The sequence below is a fragment of the Marinobacter sp. tcs-11 genome (assembly GCF_002049515.1).
Taxonomy (GTDB): Bacteria; Pseudomonadota; Gammaproteobacteria; order Pseudomonadales; family Oleiphilaceae; genus Marinobacter; species Marinobacter nauticus.
Genome location: NZ_LLYU01000005.1, coordinates 37,773 through 57,761, shown reverse-complemented (window position 1 = coordinate 57,761; position 19,989 = coordinate 37,773). Strand labels below are relative to the sequence as shown.

Here is a 19,989-nt window from a genome sequence, read left to right as displayed (position 1 = left end):
TTCTAGTGTCGCTCTTTGTTTTCTTGGGATTGCTTTTTGTGTCGTTAATCTCTTTAAAACTATGGGTTTTTTGTCTGCCGATTGTGGTAATTTTTCTTCCCAATTTGGTCAATGATATATTTCCTTCATTCCCCATGGGGCCAAGCTCAGAAGTGATTACTGCGGACTATTCGGTGATCTCGCATATTGATGTGTACTTTATGGCGCTTGCTTTTCACCTCTTTAGACTTTCGTCGTCATTGAAATTTGAATCAAAGGACTTGCTTTTTGTTTTTTTAACTCTGATTGTATTTATCGTCTATTTGATATCGTCCATAAGATACTTCGATAGCCCAGATCTCTTTGGGCTTTTTCTTTCGGGTACTTATCAAATTCGTTATTTTTATTATGGCTTGTTGTTTGCTATTGTCTTCGATTTTAGACGACATTTCCAATACTTTGTGCTAGGTGTTGTGGTCGGTCTAGCATTTTTGTGTGTTGAATCAGTTATATATAGCGTGAGCCAAAACAACGCTAGGTTAAGCAGTGGAAATTATGGAGTAAACGTCTTTGCCAATGCATTGGTGCTGATTTCAGTATATTTGCTGTTATGTACTAAGCGGCTTAAGAAAGAAGTAAAGATTATTATCTACACGTCAGTCATTTTGGCGCTAATTTGTATTTTATTGTCAGGGACTAGGGTTGCACTTTTTTCAATTTTCGTTGGTTTGACGTTCTACAGCGTTTTGCTTTGCGCTGATCGAGGTAGTGTTAATTTGAGGTTCGTTGCTAGTGTGCTATTAATTTTAGTGCCGTTGACTTTTTGTATTTATTTCGTCGTAGCATATTTTGACATTATGTATAAATATTTTGGCCATGAAGCCATGTCGTCTCTTGTGACTAGAGGAACATTATGGGTTTCATCTATAGAGATTTTTAGCAAAAACGTTTTAGGCGCGGGCAATCTCATGTTCAATGTTCTTCGATATGAGATATATGATGTTCCAATCTTGTTAGATCCTCACAGCGATTATTTTGGTTTTTTGGTAAGTTATGGTTTTTTTGGGGTTTTGGTTTGGCCTGCTTTTGTCATTTATGTTTTTTGTTCGACGATTAAGCTCTCTAGATCTCACTTTGCTTTTTGGTCTTACAAGTTTACCGTTTATTTTTCTTTGAGCGTGCTTTTTGTTTCATCAATAACAAATTCAAATTTTCAGAAGCATCAGCTTTTTATGTTGTGCATAATTTTGTTTTTTTCTGCATTTAGAGAATCTTCAAACCTGATTTTTATAAGGAACCAAAAATGAAGGAAATCGCGTTGCTTGGAATTAGGGGCGTTCCAGCTCAGCATGGTGGTTTCGAAACATTCGCTGAAAAACTTTCACTCTATCTCATTGAGAAAGGTTGGAAAGTGACAGTTTACTGCCAGGAAAGCGGTAAGGGCGAAATATATGAATCCATCTGGAATGGAGTTAATCGTGTGCACATTCCAGTTCCATTTTCCGGATCTTTTGGTACAGTTATTTTTGATTGGAAATCAATAGTCCACTCGTTGAACCAAAGCGGCTTGTTGCTCACTCTCGGTTACAACACCGCATGTTTTAACTTGCTTCAACGCATGAAAAGCCAAGTTAATCTTATTAATATGGATGGTATTGAATGGCGGCGGGAGAAATGGGGCATAGTTGCCAGGATTTGGTTCTGGCTTAATGAACGTTTTGGCTGTTGGTTTGGCAGTCATTTGATTGCCGACCATCCGAAGATTAAGGAGCATCTCTCAACTCGTGTGAAGACTGAAAAAATAACGATGATTCCATATGGCGGCGATGAAGTTTGTAATGCTGATGCATCGCTGCTGGATGAGTATAATTTAGTTCCGGGCCAGTTTTCAGTAATAATCGCGCGTCCTGAGCCAGAAAATTCATTTCTGCAGATGGTTCGATCTTTTAGCCGTAAGCAGAGGAACCACAAACTTGTGGTTCTCGGGAACTTTGATATTGAAAGAAATAGTTATCACCGCTCAGTTATAGATTCCGCTTCTGATGAAGTTATTTTCCCCGGCGCAATCTATGATACAGCCACAGTTCAATCCCTGCGCTTTTATGCTCGTTTTTATTTTCATGGTCATAGAGTAGGCGGCACTAATCCATCCCTCGTTGAGGCGTTGGGAGCGGGTTGTGCGGTTATCGCTCACGATAACCACTTCAATAGGTGGGTGGCGGGACCTGATGCTGCTTACTTTAGGGATGAGGCGGACTTCTGTGAAATTCTCGATAGGCTGCTTCCGGCTGAAGACATCGCGTTAAAGATGAGGGCTGCGAGTCGCACAAGGTTCAAAGATCGTTTTACTTGGGAGCAGGTTCTGGGAGAGTACGAAGAGCTCTTAACCCACTGGTATCCAACTAAATAAGTTAGCTATTATTTATGTCTAATCGTATTCTGGTTACAGGTGGCGCGGGCTTTATTGGTTCGGCCGTGGTTCGATATATTGTTAAGACCACTGATTACAATGTGGCTAATTTCGATAAACTTACTTATGCAGGAAACTTGGATTCCCTTGGGAGGGCGTCTGGGGCTCCTCGTTACCACTTCTTTCAGGCAGATATTTCCGATGCTTCAGCATTGGATGGTGTGTTCTCTGAGTTTCAGCCAACGCACATTATGCATCTGGCGGCTGAGAGTCATGTTGATCGTTCGATCGATGGCCCATCCGATTTCATCCAGACCAATATCGTAGGGACTTATACGCTGTTGGAAGCAACTCGTCGGTATTGGCTAAGTCTGGATAAATCAAAACAATCTGTGTTTCGGTTTCACCATATTTCTACAGATGAAGTTTATGGGGATCTGGAGAATACTTCCGACCTGTTTACCGAAACAACGGCCTATGCGCCGAGTTCGCCGTATTCGGCGTCCAAAGCCAGTTCCGATCATCTGGTGAGGGCGTGGCATAGAACCTATGGTCTACCGGTTGTGATCACCAACTGCTCCAACAATTATGGGCCTTATCACTTTCCCGAAAAACTTGTACCCCACATGATTTTGAATGCCTTATCGGGCAAACCTTTACCGGTTTATGGTGATGGCTCTCAGATTCGTGATTGGCTGTACGTGGAAGATCATGCGCGTGCGTTGCTGCGCGTGGCTACCGAGGGCCGGGTAGGAGAGACCTACAATATTGGTGGCCACAATGAGAAAACAAATCTCGAAGTGGTGGAAACCATATGTGATCTTTTGCAAGAGATGTCTCCACCCGGTACCTATCCGCACCTGAGATGGCAGCCTGCTTCTGAGGTGGCCCACTACCGAGAGTTAATTACGTTTGTAAAGGACAGGCCCGGACACGACGTCCGGTATGCGATAGACGCCAGTAAAATTGAACGAGAGTTGGGTTGGATGCCCCAAGAATCGTTCGAGACGGGAATTCGTAAGACGGTCCGATGGTATCTGGATAACCCGGAGTGGTGGCAACGAGTGTTGAGCGGAGAGTATCAACTGGATCGCTTGGGAGAAAACGCATGAAGGGTATTATTCTTGCCGGCGGTTCTGGCACCCGGCTTCATCCTATCACTCGTGGCGTCTCCAAACAGTTGTTACCGGTCTATGATAAGCCGATGATTTACTATCCCCTGTCGGTTCTTATGTTGGCTGGTATTAGAGAGATACTTGTAATTTCCACCCCGGAGGATCTGCCCAGCTTTTCTAAATTACTTGGGGATGGATCTGACTTTGGTATCGAGCTTAGCTACGCACCACAGCCCTCTCCGGATGGCCTTGCTCAGGCGTTTATCATTGGTGAAGAATTTATCGGCGACGATAGTGTGTGCTTGATCTTGGGGGACAACATTTTCCATGGCTATGGTTTCAGTCAGATGCTACGTGAGGCAGTCGGTCGTCGAACAGGGGCCACGGTGTTTGGTTATCATGTGACGGATCCAGAGCGTTTTGGAGTTGTTGAGTTCGATGGGGAGGGCAAGGCGCTGTCGATTGAAGAAAAGCCAGAACACCCCAAGTCACAATACGCTGTGACAGGTTTGTATTTCTACGACAACGATGTAGTGAATATTGCCAAACAAATCCAGCCTTCAAATCGAGGCGAGCTAGAGATCACCGATGTAAATAATGCTTATCTAAGGCGGGGTGACTTGAATGTGAGTGTTCTTGGGCGAGGGTTCGCCTGGTTGGACACGGGAACTCACGACTCGCTTATCGAAGCTGGGCATTTCGTTCAAACGGTTGAACATCGCCAGGGATTGAAAATTGCCTGTCTTGAGGAAATTGCCTTCAGGAACGGTTGGGTAACGCAGGGCTGGCTCGCCGAAAAAGGGCAGCAGCTCGCCAAGACCGGTTACGGCAAGTATCTCATGAGATTGGCTGAGGAGCATGTATGAAGGTTGTTCCTACGACCCTTAAGGATTGTGTGGTGATTGAGCCCCAGGTGTTTGGAGACCATCGGGGCTTTTTTCTTGAGACTTTTCAGGCGGAACGGTACGCCGAAGAGGCAAGTATCAGTTTGCCATTTGTGCAAGATAATCATTCCCGGTCTGGCAAGGGGGTTTTGCGTGGTTTGCATTTTCAAATCACGAAGCCTCAGGGGAAACTGGTGCGCGTGGTTAATGGTGAGGTGTTTGATGTTGCAGTAGATCTTCGTCGTGATTCTCCTACCTTTGGGCAGTGGGAAGGTGTTTATCTGAGTGGTGATAACAAGCGCCAGTTCTGGGTGCCCCCTGGCTTCGCGCATGGCTTTGTTGTTGTTAGTGAGACGGCAGATTTTGAGTACAAATGCACCGATTACTATGACCCGGCAGATGAAGGTGCGATTGCATGGGATGATCCAGATATAGGGATAAAGTGGCCTATTGATCTTGAGGTCAAGTTATCTGAGAAAGATGCGAATGCCCCTGGTTTTAGGGAGTTTTGTTGTTCATGAGAGTACTGATAACGGGTGCGGGCGGGCAGCTGGGAAAATGCTTGCAAGACAGTTTTAAAGAATCTGGCCATGAGGTCATTGCAGCAGGCCGAAGTGAGCTCGATATTACAAGTTCCGATTCAGTTGAGAGTTTTGTTCTTGCTCATGAGCCTGACGTGATAATTAACGCTGCGGCTTATACTTCGGTTGATAAAGCGGAAGCAGAGCCGGATCTAGCATTTAAAGTGAACGCAGAGGCTGTCGCTAATTTAGCGGCGGCGGTCAATAAAGTTGGCGCTTTTCTGGTTCATGTGTCCACGGATTATGTGTTCGATGGCTCATCAACTCGGCCCTACCGTGAGATAGATTCAGTTAATCCGATGGGGGTGTATGGAAAATCCAAGTTGGCCGGTGAGAGAGAAGCGGAGAAGGCGAATCGCTATGTCATTGTCCGTGCGGCTTGGATTTTTAGTGAATACGGTAGTAATTTTCTGAAGACAATGGTGAGGCTTGGGAGTGAGCGTGACAGTCTGTCGATTGTGAATGACCAGATCGGTACGCCTACCTATGCCGGAGATCTGGCCGAGGCGTTGCGAGCTGTGGCGGAAAGCCCACCTGTGAGCGGCACTTACCATTTTTCTGGAGGTCAACGCTGCAGTTGGTATGAGTTTGCGCAGAAAATTTTCGAGACTTGCGTTGATCTAAAGCCTGACTTTCAGATTCCAATGATAGATCCAATACCCACCTCTGATTTCCCAACGCCTGCAAAGCGTCCAGCTTTTTCTGTTCTTGATGGGGGATTGCTTGAAGCGAGAATGGGAATTCGAGAAGGAAGCTGGTGCGACGCTCTAAGAGCCGTTTGCAGCAAAGTACTTCAGACGGATAACTCTGCGCAACAATAGCATTGCAGTGCGTGAGAGGCGAGCCTGTTCAAAAGTTAGGTTACGTGATGGTTACTGAAATAGTCGGGCTCTTGGCGTAAACTTGCGCCAATTTCCTCGCAAACGGGCTTTCGTGCTGAGCGAAGGCCCGTTTCTGTTATGTTGTTTGCAAAATTTCTAGGGTCGCACAATGAAGAAGGCGTTGATTACCGGTGTTACCGGCCAGGATGGTTCCTACCTTGCAGAGTTTTTGCTGGAAAAGGGCTACGAGGTGCACGGTATCAAGCGCAGGGCCTCGTTGTTCAACACTCAGCGTGTAGACCATATCTATCAGGATCCTCATACCGATAATCAGCGATTTGTGTTGCATTACGGTGACCTTACGGATTCTTCCAACCTCACGCGCATTTTGCAGGAAGTGCAGCCAGACGAAGTGTATAACCTGGGGGCGCAGTCACACGTGGCCGTTAGCTTTGAGTCACCTGAATACACTGCAGATGTAGATGCCATGGGCACCCTGCGCCTCTTAGAGGCCATTCGTTTGCTGGGATTGGAGAAGAAAACCCGCTTCTATCAGGCCTCCACCTCTGAGCTTTATGGCCTGGTACAGGAGATTCCCCAGAAAGAAACTACACCGTTTTATCCGCGCTCGCCCTATGCCGTTGCCAAGCTTTACGCCTACTGGATTACCGTGAATTATCGGGAAGCTTACGGCATGTATGCCTGTAATGGTGTGTTGTTCAATCATGAGTCGCCCCGGCGCGGTGAAACCTTCGTTACCCGTAAGATCACCCGTGGCCTGGCGAATATCGCTCAGGGGCTTGAGAGCTGTTTGTACATGGGCAATCTGGACGCACTCCGGGATTGGGGGCATGCCAAGGATTATGTGCGCATGCAGTGGATGATGTTGCAGCAGGATCAGCCCGAGGATTTTGTTATTGCGACCGGTGTTCAGTATTCGGTTCGGGAGTTTATTAAGTGGTCTGCGGCGGAGCTGGGTATTGAGCTTCGTTTCGATGGTGAGGGTGTGGATGAGATTGGCGTAGTTGTAGCGGTGTCTGGTGATGCGGCGCCAGCAGTGAAGCCGGGCGACGTGATTGTGAAGGTGGATCCCCGCTATTTCCGACCAGCCGAGGTGGAAACCTTATTGGGGGATCCAACCAAAGCCAAGGAGAAACTGGGGTGGGTGCCGGAGATTACCGTGCAGGAGATGTGCGCCGAGATGGTTCAGGAGGACCTGCAGGCTGCGAAGCGCCATGCCTTACTCAAGGCCCATGGCCATGATGTTCCGGTATCGGTGGAGAACTAAGATGGCAGAACTGCGCAATCAGAAGGTATTTGTGGCCGGCCATCGCGGCATGGTGGGCTCGGCAATTGTTCGGCGCCTGGAGACCTTGGGATACCCCAACATCCTTACGGCCGGCAGAGATGAGCTGAATCTGTTGGACCAGGCTGCGGTACATGCCTGGTTTGCCGAGCATCAGCCGGAGCAGGTGTATATCGCAGCGGCGAAGGTAGGCGGTATTCATGCCAATAACACCTACCCGGCGGAATTCATCTATGAAAACCTGATGATCGAAGCCAACCTGATTCATGCCGCTCACCAGGCCGGTGTGCAGAAGGTGTTGTTTCTCGGGTCGTCTTGCATTTACCCGAAGTTCGCCGAACAGCCCATGCGGGAAGATGCCTTGCTAACGGGTATTCTTGAGCCCACTAATGAGCCCTACGCAATTGCCAAAATTGCCGGTATCAAACTTTGCGAAAGCTATAACCGCCAATATAGACGGGACTACCGCAGCGTGATGCCCACCAACCTGTACGGCCCTAATGACAACTTCCACCCTGAAAACAGCCACGTGATTCCGGCGTTGTTGCGGCGGTTTCATGAAGCGGTTAAGGCCGGCGATGAGGAAGTGGTTATCTGGGGTAGTGGCAAGCCTATGCGTGAGTTTTTGCACGTGGATGACATGGCCGCAGCCAGCGTGCATGTCATGGAGTTGGACCACGAAACCTACGCTCAAAATACCGAGCCAATGCTCTCCCATATTAACGTAGGTACCGGTGTGGATTGCACCATTCGAGAACTGGCAGAGACGGTTGCCAGGGTAACCGGATTTTCGGGAAGGCTGGTATTCGACAGCAGCAAACCGGATGGCACGCCGAGGAAGTTAATGGATGTGAGCCGGTTGAAGGCGTTGGGGTGGCATGCATCGATTGCCCTTGAAGAAGGGTTGCGTGGTAGCTACGAGTGGTTCTTGCAGCATGAATCGGCTGTTCGAGGCTAACGGAGGCACCAAAAGCGTCTGATCAACATACTGGGTATATAGCTACTATGCATTCTCCTGCTCCTACAGCGAACGACAAGATTCAGGAAGTTAGCCTGATCGATTTGGCATCGGTTTTTATCCGATTTAAAAAAGTGTTTTTTTTGGCGTTTTCGATCATTCTGCTACTGGCGTTGATTGTTGCTCTGGTTCTCCCTGAGAAGTATCAATATACGACGCTTGTGCAGTTGGCTGAGAAGTCCTCGGAGGAACCGATAGAGTCTTCAGGTGCTTTGGTCGGCTGGCTTCAATACTCTGTTTTACCAACAACTGAAACGATCTACAGAGATGAAAGATCGCAGAGGATGCCCTTCCAACTCGTTATTGAAATTCCCGCCGATACGATGCTGTTGAAGCTGACATCCAAAGCGGAACCAGCAGAACAGAATGATTTGGAGCAAGTCCATCAAAGCGTGACGAACGAGGTAATACAGAGGCAAAAAAACGCGGCTGAGCGTTACCTGAAGGGATTAAAGGCGCAACTCGCCAGCGTAAATGAGACGATTGAACTGTTGCGGGCGATGGAAGATTCAGGGGCTGCACTACCCGACGCTGTAGAAAGGAAGGCAGAAATTGAGCAGAAAATTTCATTTGTAAAAGAGCCCGAAGCCATTACTGTGGCGCAACCTAGTTTGGAGCCCGTCTCCCGGAGTCCGCTATTTATTGTTGTAATTGGAGGGTTCTTAGCCGGTGTCCTGGCGAGTATCGTTACTTTGGTGTGGGCGCTTTTTAGCCATGCAAGAAAGCGTATGAGTGCGGTTTGAGGTTGCGTGATGTCTAGGTTATTGAGCTACGCTGTTCGTTTTTTCCTGTCATTTCTTCCGGTCCAATCTAGACATGCGTCCATTACTCCGCTGGAGAATCGGAATACCTCGTTGGTGATTCTCGCCAATGGCCCGGGGTTAAACCAATACATTGAAGCCTCGCCCGAACCAGAGTCGGGCACTGACTTCATGTGTGTAAATCTTTTTGCCTTGAACAGTCATTTTGAGTTCTTTAAACCCCGTCATTATGTCATTTTCGATCCTTTGTTTGTTGTTGGGCTGGAAGATCCTGATTCGGTGGCGAGTAGAGTTTTTCGCACTATATGCGAAAAACTAACATGGTCGATGACACTTTATATTCCTTTACGGTTCAAAGGATACGAAGCAAAAATTGAAAATTTGGTGTCCTCGGAAAAGCTTCATATCATCTATTTTAGAGATGCAGGATTTCCTTTAGATGGTGGAGCCATCTCGTTGTGGCTAATGGAACATCAAGTGATTATGCCACGGGCCCAGAATGTTATGGTGGCCGCAATCTATGTTGGAGTTCTGCTTGGGTACTCAAGGATATTTCTTGAGGGAGCTGATCATAGCTGGCATAAGTACCTTCATCTGAACAATGAAAACAAGCTAATGATCAAGGATGTCCACTTTTATGATGGTAATCCTAAAATGACTCCGCTACTGAAAGATTCTGAAAATGGGATTCATTTTTCTGTGGAAGATATTTTTCGAGCGTATTACTTGTTGCATAAAAGCTATAAGGTTCTCGCCAGAATTGCCATCCGAAAAGATGTTCGAGTTATTAACCGAACTCCCGATTCGTTTATCGATGCCTTTGAGAAGGGGGGGAGGAGTTAGTTGTGGCATTTCTATCTTTGATCAGAAATAGTTCTATTTCAGAGTTGGCAAAAATTAATAAATTTTGCCGTGTGAATAATGCCGTCATAGGGGACTGTTCGTACGTCGCAAATGGAGGTCGAATTAGCAATGCCGAAGTTGGTAAGTTTTGTTCAATTGGTCCGGATGTACGAATAGGTCTTGGTAAACACCCCGTTCGTAATTATGTATCTACTCATCCTGCCTTTTATTCAAAATCCAATGCATCAGGCCTGAGCTTTTCTGATAGGGATAAGTTCAACGAGTCGGAACGTGTTGTTATCGGTAATGATGTTTGGATTGGACAGAGTGTGATTGTCTGCGATGGTGTTCGCATCGGTGACGGCGCCTGTATAGCTGCTGGCGCTGTGGTTACTAAAAACGTTGAGCCATATTCATTGGTGGGCGGTGTGCCTGCCAGGTTCATTCGATACCGGTTCGATGCCGATGTAATCAAGAGTCTGTTGGCAATAAAGTGGTGGGATAAAGACTTATCATGGATAAAGGAAAACTGGGAGCTGTTTTCAGATATAGAAGCGTTCCTTAACGAAAGTGAGAAGATCGGTGAGGCTTAGTCTTAGCCTGCCCGTGGCGATAAGGTTGGATCGGGCGCTCCTGACAGTGGCGGCGTTGTTTTTTTTAGGCTTTTGCTTTTCAGCGGTTTTTTTGGGAAGCGGCACCTTTAGGATGCTGAGCGGCTTGACTGGAGCTTTCTTTCTTACCTATTTTCTTTCGGTTTATCGAGTTCGTGTCTGGATACCCCTTGTTGTTGCTTTGATAATGCTTGGGATTACCATAGTAAAGGCGGACTCTAATTTTCTCGCAAGCCTTTTTTTTATCTTGTCACTTTTTTCGTCGCTTTGTTTGGCGATATTGATTAGAGATCATGATCTTGGGTGGGTTTTCATAACAATACCGCTTTCCCTGTTTTCATTTTTCTTGCTTTACCTCTTTGCAGTCCTGGAATTCGGGCCGAGTGAATTCAACAGTGTGTTTAAGGGATACAGCAGGAATGGAGTAGGTGCAGTGTTGCTGGCGCTCTTGTCAGGCTATGTGTGGTACTGCTATGAAAAAAACTCAAAGCCTTCAATACTGTTAGGTGCACTGGCACTTTTATTAATGTTCCCGCTATACGGTAGGGCTAACATTGTGGGCGGTGCGGTGCTATTCGCGCTGGTACTGTATCTGAACTTTGGCCTCGCAGGCTCGTTTTTCCTGGGCCTCCTTTCAGTTCTTTTGCTGACGCTGGGCTTCGATCCACTCCTAAACTATATTTCTGGCAGCACTAACTTTTCTGCTGGCTTTGAGAGCCCCCGGAGCGAGATGCTGAGAGAGTATGCCGATCAAACGAACGTGAGCTCTTTGTTTTTGGGTACGGAGCTTTCGGCGGTGGACTCAATTGTTGATCACGGTGGTAACACTCACAATGCCTTCCTTCGTGCCCATAGTTATTTTGGTTTGGTGAGTATTGGTATTATTCTAGCTCTTTCGGTGGCTGTTCTTCTGATGCTATCTAATGGCCTTTTTGTCCTTTCAGTAATATCAGCGGTTTTCATTGCTCGCGCATCGCTCGATATTATTTATCTCGGAAATATCTTTGATTATTTGTTGCTGGGGCCATTCGTGTATTTTTACCGGCCGGATCGTTCAACTGTCGTTTTGTGAGTTTTATGAATAATAAGCTATCTGTATCGATCATTACTGTATGCTTCAATAGTGAGGCAACGATTCGTGGCACATTGGAGTCTGTGCGGTCGCAGTATTATGAAAAACTTGAGCATGTTGTGGTCGATGGTGCCTCGAGTGATGGCACCGTAAACATTGTGAATCAGTACCGTGATAGCGTCAGTACCGTAGTTTCGGAGCCGGATCGCGGTTTGTACGACGCAATGAATAAGGGGATTCACCATGCTACCGGCGATATTATTGGGATTCTGAATTCGGATGATTTTTTTGAAAATAAAGAGGTGGTTTCTGCGGTTGTGCGTCTATTCGAGGATCATCCAGAGATTGATATCGTATTCGGTGATGTGGTCTTCGTTGAGCCTGACAATCTCGAGCGAGTAACACGTTATTACAAGAGCGGCCATTTTCGGCCCTGGAAACTCCGTTTCGGATGGATGCCGCCGCATCCTGCAACGTTTGTCCGGAAAGGCGCATATGAGCGGGTAGGTAAATACCGTCTGGATATGCGTATTGCGGCAGACTACGACATGTTTGTTCGCTGGTTATTGGTGGCTGGTTTAAAATGGCAGTATCTGGATAGAGTGCTCGTTCGCATGCGTGCCGGTGGAGTCAGTACCAGCGGTATCCGAAGCAGCATCCGGCTGAATCGGGAGATTGTCCGCGCCTGCAGAGATAACGGCGTATACACCAATCTGCTGCTTGTTTTAAGCAAGATTCCGTTCAAATTGCTGGAGCTGATCAGGCGGCCCATGCCATGACCAGGCAAAGGATATTGGTAACCGGGGCTTCGGGTTTTGTTGGCGGTGCCGTTGTAAAGCGCCTTTTAGAGCACCCTGAGCTTTACGACGTTGTGGCAGCAGGTCGCTCGGAGCGGGGCGTTGACAGTTCAGCTTGCCGGGTTGTTTCCGGCCTGGAACTGAGTGAGCCAGCCGGCTGGGCTGAAGCGCTTCAGGGTGTTGATGTCGTAATTCATTGCGCTGCTCGCGCTCATGTGATGAATGACACTTCTTTGGATCCGCTAGCAGAGTTTCGGCGTGTGAACGTTGATGGCGCTCTGAATTTGGCTACTGAGGCCAGCAAAGCCGGGGTTAAGCGCTTGGTGTTTGTGAGTACGGTTAAAGTCAATGGTGAGAGCACCAACCACCGCGCTCCATTCAGGGAGACTGATGAGCCGTCGCCGGAGGACGCATACGCTCGTTCAAAGGCTGAGGCCGAGTGGAAGTTGCGCGATTTCTGTAAGCAAGTGGGCTTGGAGCTGGTGGTGGTGCGTCCTCCGTTGGTTTATGGGCCGGGCGTGAAGGGTAATTTCCTGAGTTTATTGAAACTGTGTAACTTGCCGGTACCGCTGCCATTTGGTTCCATGAAGAACAAGCGAAGCATGGTTTATGTTGGCAACCTCGCAGACTTCCTGGCTCACTGTATTGGTGGACGAGGGGCTGCTGGTGAGACGTTTCTGATTGGTGATGATTTAACGCTTTCTTTGGCTGAGCTTCTGAAGAACCTCCGGCGAGCGCAGGGGAGAGCGGCTTGGCTGGTACCTGTGCCGGTTTTTCTGTTTCGATGGTTGGGAGCTGTGTTGAGCAAGGCAGAGGCTGTGAACCGTTTGACGGGAGAATTGACGATCGATTCGAGCAAGGCTCGGAACGTTTTGGACTGGTCTGCCCCTTATTCAGTTCAGCAAGGACTGAAAGCGACGGTGGACGCTTTCCATCAACGCCCGCAATCCGGAGAGTCCGCGTGATCAGAGTTCTGGATATTCTATTTGCCACTCTGGGGCTTGTGTTTGGCCTTCCGTTTCTGGTGGCTATTTATGTCGTTGGATTGCTTGATACTGGCTCACCTCTGTTTCGCCAAGAGAGGGTTGGCCGTTGTAAAAAGCCGTTCATCCTGGTGAAGTTTCGTACCATGGCGCCGGAAACCAAATCGGTCGCCAGCCATCTGGCTGATTCGTCGTCCATTACGCCAGTTGGCCGATTTCTCCGGCGGACCAAGCTTGATGAGCTGCCGCAACTCTGGAATGTGCTCAAGGGCGAGATGAGCCTGGTGGGCCCTCGGCCGTGTTTATTTAACCAGGTGGAGCTCATTCAGGAGCGGGAGAGCCGCGGGGTGCTCGATGCCCGGCCTGGCATTACCGGGCTGGCGCAAGTGAATGATATTGATATGTCCACCCCTCAACTGCTTGCGGAAACTGATGCCGCGATGCTTCGCTCCTTGGATTTGAAGCATTATTTCCGATATATCCTGCAGACGGTGACAGGCAAAGGGGCGGGGGATCGCGTTAAATCGCGGGAGTAGACGATGGTAGCCAGCGTTATCAATTCTATTCTGGGATGGTCCAGGCCTCTAAAGCGATTCATCTCGGTACTTGCAGACTTTCTGCTGCTCTCCGTCGCGGTTTGGGGGGCGTTTGCGTTAAGGTTCGAAACCGTCAGCTGGATGCCGGACAGCAAGCAATTGATTGTTTGTTTCGCGGCGGTTCTGGTAACGATTGGCGCATTCATCAAGCTGGGTCTGTATCGAGCTGTTATACGTTATCTCAGTGAACATGCGTTTCTGGCCATTATCGTCGGGGTGGCTTTTTCAAGCGTCGCTCTTATCGTTTTCGGTTTTCTGTTTCAGGCCCTGGTACCGCGCTCCGTGCCAGTCATTTACGGCGCCTTTGCGTTTCTTCTCGTTGCCGGAACACGCTTTACGGTTCGCGCTATTGTCCGACGGCCCAGGGAGAAGGCCAAAAATAGTGTGCTTATTGTTGGGGCTGGCCCCAAAGGTCTGCAATTAGCATCTGCCCTGTCACAAGGCGTTGAGTATCGTCCGATAGGTTTTGTCTCGCTGTTAAGCAGCAATCATCGTTCGGTTATTGGTGGCTTGCCGGTCTACTCGATTGAGCATCTCGAAAAAGCGGTGAAAGAGCTGGATGCTTCCCGGGCGTTGCTGGCGTTGGAAGATGCTGTACCGGTGAACAGAAAGCAGTTGCTCTCGTCCCTGGAGAAGCTCTCCATTCCGGTTCAGACTGTGCCGTCGATGTCTGAGCTTGTGGCGGGCCAGGCCCGCATTAATGATATTCGGGATCTGGAGATTGAGGATTTGTTGGGGCGTGATCCCGTTCGGCCGGATACTGCCATTGTCTCGGAAAGCCTCTACGGAAAGTCAGTTATGGTCACGGGGGCCGGCGGTTCCATTGGCTCTGAACTGTGCCGGCAGATCATTCGACACAAGCCCAAGGTGTTGGTGTTATTTGAGCAATCCGAGTTTTCGCTGTACTCCATTGAACGAGAACTTCGGTCCATCAGCCAGATAGAAAGCCTGGATGTAACCGTACACGCAATTCTTGGGAGTGTGACTCACAGAAGGCGGTGTGAGGCCGTTTTGAAGGCGTTCCGTGTTCAAGCGGTATATCATGCGGCCGCCTATAAGCACGTGCCTTTGGTGGAGCACAATGTCATCGAGGGTATCCAGAATAACGTGTTTGGTACCTGGCATACTGCAGAAGCGGCCATCGCGGCGGGTGTCGAGCGATTTGTGTTGATCTCAACAGATAAGGCCGTTCGCCCAACCAATGTGATGGGTGCGACCAAGCGTATGGCAGAGCTTGTGCTGCAGGGCTTGTCGCAACGCCAGAGCCAGACTGTTTTCTCTATGGTGCGCTTCGGAAATGTGCTGGGTTCTTCTGGATCTGTGGTGCCTCTTTTTCGAGATCAGATTCGCGATGGTGGGCCAGTCACGGTTACGCACCCGGATATCATCCGCTATTTCATGACCATTCCGGAAGCCAGCCAGTTGGTGCTGCAGGCTGGCAGCATGGGGCAGGGGGGAGAGGTTTACGTGTTGGATATGGGCGAGCCAGTAAGAATAGCCGACCTTGCCCGTAAGATGATCCACTTGATGGGGCTTGAGGAGAAAACTCAGGATTCTCCCGACGGCGATATTGAGATTGTATATACCGGATTGCGACCGGGCGAAAAGCTTTTCGAGGAACTGCTGATAGGCGATAACCCTCAGGGTACGGCTCACCCTAGAATATTGATGGCGCGCGAAGTGTCATTGACATGGGATGAAGTTGAGGAGTATCTGGGGCGACTAACGCGAGCCAGCCAGAGCTTTGACTGTAAAGCCGCATTGAATATTTTGATAGAAGCCCGAACGGCCTATTCGCCTAACGGGGATGTGGCTGACCTGGTTTGGTGTAAAGCTGGGGCGGAAATTCCGGAACATCACGATAAGGATGGCAAAGTCCTCCGCTTGAGCTAACCGCATCGAACCGTTCCACTTGGGACGTCAACAAGGACTGTTGAATGATTCAGATAAAACACCACGGCGCTGTTAATGGCGTCACAGGCTCCTGCCATGAGCTCCGGGTTCCGGATTTTGGCATTCTGGTTGATTGCGGCCTGTTCCAGGGGCAGGAAAAAGGCCGGGCTTCCTCTGCCATGGAGCTGGCGATTGATTTTCCCATTGATCATATCCGCGCCCTTGTGGTCACTCACGTCCATATTGATCATGTCGGGCGGATTCCCTATCTATTGGCAGCCGGGTTTGATGGGCCGATTGTCTGCTCTGAACCCTCCGCCATCATGCTGCCGGAAATTCTCGAAGACGCTTTGAAGATCGGTTTTACCCGGGATCGGGCTTTGATTATCCGGGTTTTGGAGCGTATACGTAGCCAGTTGGTGCCGCTGCCCTATGGCCAGTGGCATGAGGTGGTTTCTGAGGGCGGTACTGCGCTGAAAATCAGGTTGCAAAGGGCTGGGCATATTCTCGGTTCTGCCTATGTGGAATGCGAGGTCCACGATGGTCATTGCAACGAACGTATCGTGTTCAGCGGGGATCTTGGTGCGAGTCACGCACCACTCCTGCCTGAGCCGTTATCACCTGAGAAGGCGGATCGCCTGATCATCGAAAGCACCTACGGCGATAAGAACCACGAAGACCGGGAGAGCCGCCGCTATCGATTGAAATCGGTACTTGAGCATGCCCTGGAAGACGGCGGTACGGTGCTGATTCCGGCATTCAGTATCGGGCGCACCCAGGATCTGCTTTATGAGATCGAAGGGCTGATTGCCGAATTTGGGGAATCTGAGATTTCACAGTCGAGCGCAGAAGGCTCCTCTGGATCACTCCGATGGCAGGACCTGGAAATTGTTGTGGATTCGCCGCTGGCCGCCGAATTCACCCGAATCTATCGGGATCTCAAGCCATTTTGGGATGATGAGGCCCGGGAGCTCGTTAGCGCGGGCCGGCATCCTCTGTCGTTCGAGCAGCTCACGGTGATCAATTCCCACGAAGACCATTTGAATGCGGTTGAGTATTTGGCTCGCACTCATCGTCCCTGCGTGGTTATTGCGGGTTCTGGTATGTGCGCCGGTGGCAGGGTAGTGAACTACCTGAAGGCAATGCTGGGCGATGCCCGAAATGATGTGGTTTTTGTGGGGTATCAGGCTGCTGGAACGCCCGGGCGGGATATTCTGACTTATGGGCCACGTGGTGGATGGGTGGAGCTGGACGGAGCGCGTTATAGTATTTCCGCTCGCGTTCACACTGTTGGTGGCTATTCGGCCCATGCCGGGCAGGATGATTTGCTTCGGTTTGTTGCAGGCATTCCTGAAACACCCGCCGAAATTCGCATTGTTCATGGCGATTCGGATGCCAAGCACGCTTTTAAACAGGCACTGGAGGCAATTGCACCGGATTCTGATATTCTGATTCCAGTAGGATAACGGGGTGAGCATGCGCTGTTCATGCGACAGTTTGCCCAAGCGCTTAGACCTTATTTAAGGCAGGAGAATATATGAAAAGGATTGCGGTAATCGGCCTTGGTTACGTGGGCTTACCATTGGCGGCTGCATTCGGCGAAAAGCGCGAGGTGGTTGGCTTTGATATCAACCCCAAACGGATTGCCGAGCTGAAGGATGGCATTGATTTCACGCGCGAGGTGAGCCGGGATGAACTGGCGGCGTCGTCGAAACTGTCGTTTACGGATTCTCTGGATGGCATTGCCGATTGCCAGGTCTACATCGTGACCGTGCCAACCCCGATTGACGAATACAAATCGCCAGACCTTACCCCGTTGGTAAAGGCCAGTGAGAGTGTGGGTAAAGTCCTCAAGAAGGGTGACATCGTTGTTTATGAATCCACGGTGTTCCCCGGTGCCACTGAAGAAGTCTGTGTGCCGGTTCTGGAAAAGATGTCCGGCCTCAGGTTCAATCAGGATTTCTTTGCCGGTTACAGTCCGGAGCGTATCAACCCGGGCGATAAGGAACACCGCGTTACCACCATTATGAAGGTAACCTCCGGCTCCACGCCCGAGATTGCCGATGAGGTAAATGATCTTTACGCCGGCATCATTACTGCGGGAACCCATAAGGCCAGTTCCATCAAGGTAGCGGAAGCGGCAAAGGTCATTGAAAATACTCAGCGGGATTTGAATATTGCGCTGATGAATGAGCTGTCGATGATTTTTGCCCGCATTGGGATCGATACCCATGAAGTGTTGGCTGCTGCTGGTACTAAATGGAATTTCCTGCCGTTCAAACCCGGATTGGTTGGCGGGCATTGTATTGGTGTAGATCCGTATTACCTCACCCATAAGGCCCAGGCCATTGGTTATCATCCTGAGATTATTCTTGCTGGCCGCCGTGTGAACGACAATATGGGGCCATACGCAGCCGCCGAACTGGTTAAGGCGATGATCAAGAGGGGGCATACCATTGCCAATTCTCGTGTATTGGTCATGGGGCTAACGTTCAAGGAAAACTGCCCGGATTTGCGTAATACCCGCGTTATCGATGTGGTTAATGAGTTAAAGGATTTCGGTTGCCACGTGGATGTCACCGATTGCTGGGCAAATAATGAAGAAGCCGAGCATGAGTATGGTATTTCTCTGGTTTCCGAACCCAAAGCCGGTGAATATGATGCGGTATTTCTCGCGGTACCGCACCGCGAATATGCAGGTCTTTCAGCTGAGCAACTGCGTGCTTATACGAATGGTAATGGCGTTTTATTTGATTTGAAGGGTGTGTTGCCGCTAGGGGAGGCTGATTTGCGCCTCTGATCTTAATGTGAACTATGAAGCCGGCCAATGTGTCGGCTTTTTTATTAAGTCGATTTAAGTAATTTGTTTTGCCTTGTTTTGGTTTCTCTATTATTATTTGTTTCGACTCTCGGTCATATTTACTCAGTATTTAAAACCCCACGATAAAAGGTTTTATTTCCATGGCAAAGATTAATGATTATTACCAGAAGAAACAGCTGATGGAAAAGCTGGCCGCCGAGCTGGAGAAGCTCGAAAAGGACCAGGCACTGAAAAGCGAACTGGAATTTGAAAATAAAGTTCGCGATTTGATGAAAGAGTATGACAAATCACCGAAGGATGTTCTGCAGATTCTGTCTGCTATTGATCCTTCTATCGCTGGCGCCAAGGCCGAGACTGCAACCGGTACCCGTGCAAAGCGTCCGCTGAAAACCTATAAAAACCCGCACACCGGTGAAGTGGTAAAAACCCGCGGTGGTAATCACAAGACTCTGAATGAGTGGCGTGAAAAGCACGGTAAGGAAGCGGTACAGAGCTGGCAGCAGGATTAACTGCTTATTCCCCTCTCTCAATAGAGGGAGGGGGATATTAACTGATTACGACTTTGTTCCGCCCGCTTTCCTTGGCTTTATATAAAGCCTCATCTGCCTTTTGCATCCACTGCATATAGTTCTCAGGCGTTTCCGTTAATTGCGCGATGCCCATGCTTACTGTGTAGCGAATATCGCCTGCCGTAGTGCTAACCGTACTGTTCTCAATAGCCTCACGAATGCGCTCGCAAATGACCCGGGCACTCTCAGCATCGGTTTCCGGCAGGATAATCCCAAATTCTTCACCACCATAACGGCCGGCGCTGTCCGATTGCCGGATGTTGTTGCGCGTAACATCGGCGGTATGGCGAATGACTTCATCTCCGGCCAGGTGGCCGTAGGTGTCGTTCACCGGTTTGAAGTGGTCGATATCGAACATCACAAGGCTTGTGGCCTGGCCATATCGCCGGAAGCGCTCATATTCGGCATCCACCAGATTTTCCCAGGTGCCGCGGTTCAGCAACCCCGTCAGGCGATCCGTCATGCTGAGTTTGGCGAGCTGTTCGTTCGCACGTTCCAGGGCCCGTTTGCTGCTGGCAAATTCGGTAACGTCATATACCAGCAGGCAAACCTTCTCTACCTCTCCGTTAGGGGCTGTAATCGGGCTGATGGTCAGGTTCTGGAACATATATTCTTCAGTGCCCGTGATCGGGCGTGTATTCCGGAACTTGAACAGGTAAGGGCGCTGCTCCCAGGAGGTAAAGGCCCGGGTGTTCAGCATGGCGACGGCATCTACCTTGCGCGTAAGCCAGGCTTCCGGGATGTCCGGAAAGACTTCAAACAGTACCTTATCCCGAATCTGTCTGGCGGTAATGCCGCTATGGTGTTCCATAAAGCCGTTCCATGCCTGGACGTGGAAATCCAGGTCCAGCACCACCAGGCCCACCTCGACGGATTCGAGCATGTCCATTAACCAATGGAATTCGTTGGCGTCCTGATTAAAGGCCATA

At 49.3% G+C, this 19,989-nt stretch carries 20 protein-coding genes; 19 read left to right on the top strand and 1 reads right to left on the bottom strand.

Features of this window, described 5'->3' with window-relative positions:
* The first annotated feature begins 38 nt into the window (after positions 1–38).
* From ARC85_RS07525 to ARC85_RS07435, 19 genes are all read left to right on the top strand, one after another.
* Positions 39–1,286: an O-antigen ligase family protein gene (locus ARC85_RS07525; protein ID WP_286714659.1), complete on the top strand. Its 1,248-nt coding sequence runs from the start codon at positions 39–41 to the stop codon at positions 1,284–1,286.
* Positions 1,283–2,389: a DUF1972 domain-containing protein gene (locus ARC85_RS07520; RefSeq protein ID WP_286714658.1), complete on the top strand. Its 1,107-nt coding sequence runs from the start codon at positions 1,283–1,285 to the stop codon at positions 2,387–2,389. Before ARC85_RS07525 ends, ARC85_RS07520 begins: the two co-directional genes overlap by 4 nt.
* A gap of 14 nt (positions 2,390–2,403) precedes the next feature.
* On the top strand, positions 2,404–3,501 hold the full coding sequence (rfbB, locus tag ARC85_RS07515) for a dTDP-glucose 4,6-dehydratase (RefSeq protein ID WP_286714657.1): 1,098 nt from the start codon (positions 2,404–2,406) through the stop codon (positions 3,499–3,501).
* Positions 3,498–4,370 carry a glucose-1-phosphate thymidylyltransferase RfbA gene (rfbA, locus tag ARC85_RS07510; protein WP_286714656.1) on the top strand — a complete coding sequence of 291 codons (873 nt, stop codon included), beginning with the start codon at positions 3,498–3,500 and terminating at the stop codon, positions 4,368–4,370. Before rfbB ends, rfbA begins: the two co-directional genes overlap by 4 nt.
* A complete protein-coding gene (rfbC, locus tag ARC85_RS07505) occupies positions 4,367–4,909 on the top strand; it encodes a dTDP-4-dehydrorhamnose 3,5-epimerase (RefSeq protein WP_286714655.1) in 543 nt (180 codons plus the stop codon). Before rfbA ends, rfbC begins: the two co-directional genes overlap by 4 nt.
* Positions 4,906–5,790, top strand: coding sequence for a dTDP-4-dehydrorhamnose reductase (gene rfbD / locus ARC85_RS07500; protein ID WP_286714654.1), 885 nt, complete (start codon positions 4,906–4,908; stop codon positions 5,788–5,790). Before rfbC ends, rfbD begins: the two co-directional genes overlap by 4 nt.
* A 169-nt stretch (positions 5,791–5,959) precedes the next feature.
* A complete protein-coding gene (gene gmd / locus ARC85_RS07495; RefSeq protein WP_286714653.1) occupies positions 5,960–7,078 on the top strand; it encodes a GDP-mannose 4,6-dehydratase in 1,119 nt (372 codons plus the stop codon).
* A gap of 1 nt (position 7,079) precedes the next feature.
* Positions 7,080–8,054 (top strand): GDP-L-fucose synthase, encoded by a 975-nt coding sequence (gene fcl / locus ARC85_RS07490; RefSeq protein ID WP_286714652.1) that lies wholly within the window; start codon positions 7,080–7,082, stop codon positions 8,052–8,054.
* A gap of 47 nt (positions 8,055–8,101) precedes the next feature.
* Positions 8,102–8,857: a Wzz/FepE/Etk N-terminal domain-containing protein gene (locus tag ARC85_RS07485; RefSeq protein ID WP_286714651.1), complete on the top strand. Its 756-nt coding sequence runs from the start codon at positions 8,102–8,104 to the stop codon at positions 8,855–8,857.
* A 114-nt stretch (positions 8,858–8,971) separates the two neighbouring features.
* A complete protein-coding gene (locus tag ARC85_RS07480) occupies positions 8,972–9,718 on the top strand; it encodes a hypothetical protein (RefSeq protein ID WP_286714650.1) in 747 nt (248 codons plus the stop codon).
* A 2-nt stretch (positions 9,719–9,720) separates the two neighbouring features.
* Complete coding sequence (locus tag ARC85_RS07475; RefSeq protein WP_286714649.1) at positions 9,721–10,311, top strand: CatB-related O-acetyltransferase; 591 nt, start codon at positions 9,721–9,723, stop codon at positions 10,309–10,311.
* A 25-nt stretch (positions 10,312–10,336) separates the two neighbouring features.
* On the top strand, positions 10,337–11,401 hold the full coding sequence (locus ARC85_RS07470) for a hypothetical protein (protein ID WP_286714648.1): 1,065 nt from the start codon (positions 10,337–10,339) through the stop codon (positions 11,399–11,401).
* A gap of 5 nt (positions 11,402–11,406) precedes the next feature.
* The gene (locus ARC85_RS07465) at positions 11,407–12,180 is read left to right on the top strand and encodes a glycosyltransferase family 2 protein (RefSeq protein ID WP_286714647.1); all 774 of its coding nucleotides are present in this window, start codon (positions 11,407–11,409) and stop codon (positions 12,178–12,180) included.
* Entirely contained in the window at positions 12,177–13,163 is a 987-nt protein-coding gene (locus ARC85_RS07460) for an NAD-dependent epimerase/dehydratase family protein (RefSeq protein WP_286714646.1), read from the top strand. Before ARC85_RS07465 ends, ARC85_RS07460 begins: the two co-directional genes overlap by 4 nt.
* Positions 13,160–13,717: a sugar transferase gene (locus ARC85_RS07455; protein ID WP_286714645.1), complete on the top strand. Its 558-nt coding sequence runs from the start codon at positions 13,160–13,162 to the stop codon at positions 13,715–13,717. The genes ARC85_RS07460 and ARC85_RS07455 overlap by 4 nt, the downstream gene beginning before the upstream one ends.
* A gap of 3 nt (positions 13,718–13,720) precedes the next feature.
* The gene (locus tag ARC85_RS07450; protein ID WP_286714644.1) at positions 13,721–15,670 is read left to right on the top strand and encodes a nucleoside-diphosphate sugar epimerase/dehydratase; all 1,950 of its coding nucleotides are present in this window, start codon (positions 13,721–13,723) and stop codon (positions 15,668–15,670) included.
* Between the two features lie 44 nt (positions 15,671–15,714).
* Entirely contained in the window at positions 15,715–17,136 is a 1,422-nt protein-coding gene (locus ARC85_RS07445; RefSeq protein ID WP_286714643.1) for an MBL fold metallo-hydrolase, read from the top strand.
* A gap of 71 nt (positions 17,137–17,207) precedes the next feature.
* Positions 17,208–18,470 (top strand): Vi polysaccharide biosynthesis UDP-N-acetylglucosamine C-6 dehydrogenase TviB, encoded by a 1,263-nt coding sequence (gene tviB, locus ARC85_RS07440; RefSeq protein WP_286714642.1) that lies wholly within the window; start codon positions 17,208–17,210, stop codon positions 18,468–18,470.
* A gap of 161 nt (positions 18,471–18,631) precedes the next feature.
* A complete protein-coding gene (locus tag ARC85_RS07435; protein WP_014422046.1) occupies positions 18,632–19,000 on the top strand; it encodes a histone-like nucleoid-structuring protein, MvaT/MvaU family in 369 nt (122 codons plus the stop codon).
* A 37-nt stretch (positions 19,001–19,037) separates the two neighbouring features.
* Here ARC85_RS07435 and ARC85_RS07430 read toward each other — a convergent pair whose 3' ends face one another.
* Complete coding sequence (locus tag ARC85_RS07430) at positions 19,038–19,988, bottom strand: GGDEF domain-containing protein (protein ID WP_286714641.1); 951 nt, start codon at positions 19,986–19,988, stop codon at positions 19,038–19,040.
* Between the last annotated feature and the right edge of the window lies 1 nt (position 19,989).